Annotated in this window: 1 pseudogene; it reads right to left on the bottom strand. The window is 54.7% G+C overall.

From position 1 onward, the window contains the following. Positions 1–309 (bottom strand): annotated as a pseudogene (locus P0G09_RS17850) (conjugal transfer protein TraE); the annotation flags it as partial.

Below are 309 nucleotides of genomic sequence, written 5' to 3'. Positions count from 1 at the left end.
CCGCTTCCGGGTCTAGGATTTCCACCTCGTCGGAAGTCAGCAGGAAACAGTTGTCGATCTCGCGCTTGGCGCTGAAAGATTTACCGGAACCCGGCGTACCGAGAATCAGTCCATAGGGGTTTTTCAGCAGATTGCGGTCCACCATGATAAGGTTGTTGGACAGGGCGTTGATGCCGTAGTACAGCGCCTCCTTACAGTTCTGGAATAATTCCTGTGTGGTGAACGGCACAAAGATCGCCGTGGAACTGGTGGTCAGCCCCCGCTGAATCTCGATCTGATTCAGACCCAAAGGCAGGCAGCTCATCAGCC

It is taken from the genome of Faecalibacterium sp. DFI.5.82, assembly GCF_029076575.1.
GTDB classification, from domain to species: Bacteria; Bacillota; Clostridia; order Oscillospirales; family Ruminococcaceae; genus Faecalibacterium; species Faecalibacterium duncaniae.
The sequence above is the reverse complement of the archived record's forward strand: the minus strand, read 5'-3'. Positions and strand labels throughout refer to the sequence as shown.